5 protein-coding genes and 1 pseudogene are annotated in these 3,352 nt (G+C 74.5%); 3 read left to right on the top strand and 3 right to left on the bottom strand.

The genetic code is table 11. The features are described from left to right. Both AC2W7G_RS12260 and AC2W7G_RS12255 read right to left on the bottom strand, forming a co-directional pair. A partial coding sequence (locus AC2W7G_RS12260) for a DEAD/DEAH box helicase (protein ID WP_485868687.1) occupies window positions 1–592 on the bottom strand: 592 nt, incomplete at its 3' end. After that, window positions 484–732, bottom strand: a complete 249-nt coding sequence (locus AC2W7G_RS12255; protein WP_485868686.1) for a hypothetical protein — start codon at window positions 730–732, stop codon at window positions 484–486. The genes AC2W7G_RS12260 and AC2W7G_RS12255, both read right to left, overlap by 109 nt. Window positions 733–824: 92 nt before the next feature. On the opposite strand from AC2W7G_RS12255, the gene AC2W7G_RS12250 reads away from it, so the two are divergent. From AC2W7G_RS12250 to AC2W7G_RS12240, 3 genes and pseudogenes are all read left to right on the top strand, one after another. Then, window positions 825–1,169 (top strand): STAS domain-containing protein, encoded by a 345-nt coding sequence (locus AC2W7G_RS12250; RefSeq protein ID WP_019144467.1) that lies wholly within the window; start codon window positions 825–827, stop codon window positions 1,167–1,169. A 12-nt stretch (window positions 1,170–1,181) separates the two neighbouring features. After that, window positions 1,182–1,801 (top strand): annotated as a pseudogene (locus AC2W7G_RS12245) (DUF7059 domain-containing protein); the annotation flags it as partial. A gap of 269 nt (window positions 1,802–2,070) precedes the next feature. Continuing rightward, a complete protein-coding gene (locus tag AC2W7G_RS12240; protein ID WP_485868688.1) occupies window positions 2,071–2,742 on the top strand; it encodes a hypothetical protein in 672 nt (223 codons plus the stop codon). Between the two features lie 3 nt (window positions 2,743–2,745). On the opposite strand, the gene AC2W7G_RS12235 is transcribed toward AC2W7G_RS12240, so the two are convergent. Continuing rightward, window positions 2,746–3,237, bottom strand: a complete 492-nt coding sequence (locus AC2W7G_RS12235; RefSeq protein WP_485868685.1) for a GNAT family N-acetyltransferase — start codon at window positions 3,235–3,237, stop codon at window positions 2,746–2,748. Between the last annotated feature and the right edge of the window lie 115 nt (window positions 3,238–3,352).

Below are 3,352 nucleotides of genomic sequence, written 5' to 3'. Positions count from 1 at the left end.
GGCGAGTCCGTCGTGGTGACGCCTCGACGTCCAGCCGGTCAGCCGGGAGGCGAACCCGGCGGTCGGCGATGGTGGCCGAGGCCAGGACGAACGTCGGGTCGGCGCCGTGGTGGGCCGCGACGCGGCGCAGCCGGCGCAGCACGTGGGCGACGTGGGCGCCGAAGACGCCGCGGTAGTGGTGGCACTCGTCGACGACGACGTACTGCAGGCCGCGCAGGAACCGCGACCAGCGCTGGTTGCCCGGCAGCAGGACGCGGTGGAGCGTGTCGGGGTTGGTGAGCACGTAGTCGGCGTGGTCGCGCGCCCAGGTGCGCTCCTCGCGGGTGTTGTCGCCGTCGACCGTGGCCGCCTTCACCAGGTGGCGCATCTGGCCCAGGCCGAGCAGCTGGTCGGCGGCCAGCGCCTTGGTGGGGGAGAGGTACAGCACGGTCGGACGCCGCCGGGCCAGCGGGTCGTCGCCGGTGCGGCCGGCGGCGAGGGCGCTCAGCGCGGGAAGCTGGTAGGCCAGCGACTTGCCGACGCGGTGCCGGTGGAGACCACCACCGAGCGTCCGGCGTGCGCCAGGTCGGCGGCCTCGGCCTGGTGCGCCCACAGGTGGGTCAGCCCGCACTCGGCGTAGGCGGCGCGGACGTCCGGGTGGACCCAGTCCGGCCACGCGGCGTAGACCGCGCCACGGGCCGGGAGCACCTGCCGGTGGGTGACCCGGTCGGCGTAGCGCTGCAACGGATCCACCGCCCCATTCTCCCAGACCGCTCCAGCGCCGGGACGCTCGACGGGCCCCCGTCGGACGGGCGTGGTTGAATGCCACCTGACGAGGAGGTGCGATGGAGCTGTCGCTGACGTCCCGGGCCGAAGGACCGTTCGAGGTTCTCGCCGTGGGTGGAGAGATCGATGTGTACACGGCGCCGAAGCTGCGCGAGGCGATCGTGGCCGCGGTCGATGCCGGGCGGACCCGCCTGATCATCGACGTGGAGCAGGTCGACTTCCTCGACTCCACGGGCCTCGGCGTGCTCGTGGGCGCGCTCAAGCGCGTGCGCGGTGAGGGCGGGTCGCTCGACATCGTCTGCACGCACGAGCGCATCCTCAAGATCTTCTCGATCACCGGCCTGGACAAGGTCTTCGGCCTGCACGACTCCGTGCCGGCCGCGGTCTCCTCGCACGACGCCTGAGACAGTGGACGGGTGCTGAGCCCGTCCCACACCGCGTCCCTCCGGTCCGCCCTTGCGGCGGCCGGCTTCACCGTCGACCGCGTCTACGCCCACCTCGGTGACGAGGCGCACCGCGCGCTCGCCCGCAACCAGACCGTGCCCGCGCTGCGGGCACCGGTGGCGGGTCGCCGCTCGAGACGCTCGTGCGGCTGTTCTCGCTGCAGGTGCCGGTCGCGCGCGCGGCCGCCGACGCTGCGCTGCCCGCGCTGGTCGAGCCGCTCGCGGCGGCCGGGATGCTCGAGACGTCCGCGGACGAGGTGCGTGCCCTCGTGGACGTGCGCCCGTACGGCGACGAGCAGCACGACTGGTGGGTCGTCTGCGACCTGACCCCCGGACTCACCGGTGCCCTCGGCGCGACCCGTCCCGACTTCGTCCTGGGCATCAGCGAGGCGTCCTCGTCGCTGGCCCAGCTCACCCGGCGCGAGCCCGTGGGCCGCGCGCTCGACCTCGGCACCGGCTGCGGCGTCCAGTCGCTGCACCTGGCCCAGCACGCCGGCGCCGTCGTCGCCACCGACGTCAACCCGCGGGCGCTGGCGATGGCCCGGCTCACCGCGGCCCTGAACGACGTCGAGCTGGACGTCCGCGACGGCAGCCTCTACGAGCCCGTCGCCGGCGAGACCTTCGACCTCATCGCGACCAACCCGCCGTTCGTCATCTCCCCGCCGGGCGGCGAGCGCCTGGTCTACCGCGACGCCGGCATGCCCGGCGACGCGATGGTCGCGCCGCGTCGTCACCGGCGCCGCCGAGCACCTGAGCCCCGGCGGCTGGTGCCAGGTGCTGGCCAACTGGGCCCACGTTCGACGGCGAGCCGTGGGCCGAGCGGCTGCGCGGCTGGATCGAGCCGGCCGGGCTGGACGCGTGGGTGCTGCAGCGCGAGGTGGCCGACCCTGCCACGTACGTGGAGATGTGGCTGGCCGACCAGGGCCTGCGCACCGGCACGCCCGAGCACACCGCCCGCTACGACGCGTGGCTGGACTACCTGGCCGCGCAGCGCGTGGAGGGCGTCGGGTTCGGCTGGCTCAGCCTGCGCAAGGCCGGGTCGGACCGTCCCGAGGTGCAGGTGGAGGAGTGGGTCGGCGAGGTCGCCCAGCCGCTCGCCCCGGCGGTCACCGCCTGGGCGGACGCGGTCGACGCGGTCCGCGACGGCGACCTGCTGGGCACGCACTGGCGCGTGGCGCCCGACGTCGTCCAGGAGACGTACGGGCCGGTCGGCGCGGACGACCCGGAGGCGATCGTCCTGCACAAGCAGACCGGGGTGCGCCGCACCCGCCGCTCGACACCGTCGCGGCCGGCCTGGTCTCGACGTGCGACGGCGACCTCGCGGCCGGGCAGATCCTGGACGCGCTCGCCCAGCTGCTCGACCAGGACGCCGCCGACCTGCGCTCGCGCTACGCGCCCCTCGTCCGCGACCTGGTCACCGAGGGCTTCCTCACCCCCTGACCGCGTTCCACCGAGATGTGGACGCAAAAACACCACGATCCCCGCGGACGTGGTGCCTTTGCGTCCACATCTCGGCGGCGCCGGGCCCGGGTGAGGGTCAGCAGTCGAGCTGGAGGATCGCCAGGTCGAGCCAGCGGCCGAACTTCGTGCCGACCTCGCTCATCCGGCCGACCTCGCGGAAGTCGCGGCGCTCGTGCAGCCCGATCGACAGCGTGTTGGACGCCTCGATCATCGCCACGACGCGGTGGACGTCCGCGGACGTGCGGGCCTGCTCGAGCAGCGTGTCGAGCAGGGCGGTCGCCATCCCGCGGCCCTGGTGGTCAGGGTGGACGTAGACCGAGTTCTCGACCGTGTGCCGGTAGCCGCTCTTGGGCCGCCACGGGCCGTACGTCGCGTAGCCGCCGACGCCGTCCGCGTCCTCGGCGACGAGCACGGGGAAGCCGGCCGCCGACCGCTCCGCGAACCAGGCCTGCCGGTCGGCCAGGTCGACCGGCGTCTCGTCCCAGATGGCGGTGCTGCCGGCCACGGCCTCGTTGTGGATGCGCAGGAGGGCGGGGACGTCGGCGGCGGTCGCCGGGCGGATCTGCATGCGCCCATCGTCCCGCACGGACTAGATGGGGGTGGACGCCGGCGAGCGTCGCGTCTGCCACACCACGAGGGCCAGCGCGGCCACCGCGACGGCGGTCGCGAACCCGCCGCCGACC

Source organism: Aeromicrobium sp. PFPM2_SD2, assembly GCF_057364525.1.
This window is presented reverse-complemented; position numbering and strand designations above follow the sequence as displayed.

Bases quoted from the DNA above. Each gene is read 5' to 3' on its own strand.
- AC2W7G_RS12250 (WP_019144467.1), top strand. From the start codon at position 825: ATGGAGCTGTCGCTGACGTCCCGGGCCGAAGGACCGTTCGAGGTTCTC.
- AC2W7G_RS12235 (WP_485868685.1), bottom strand. From the start codon at position 3,237: ATGCAGATCCGCCCGGCGACCGCCGCCGACGTCCCCGCCCTCCTGCGC.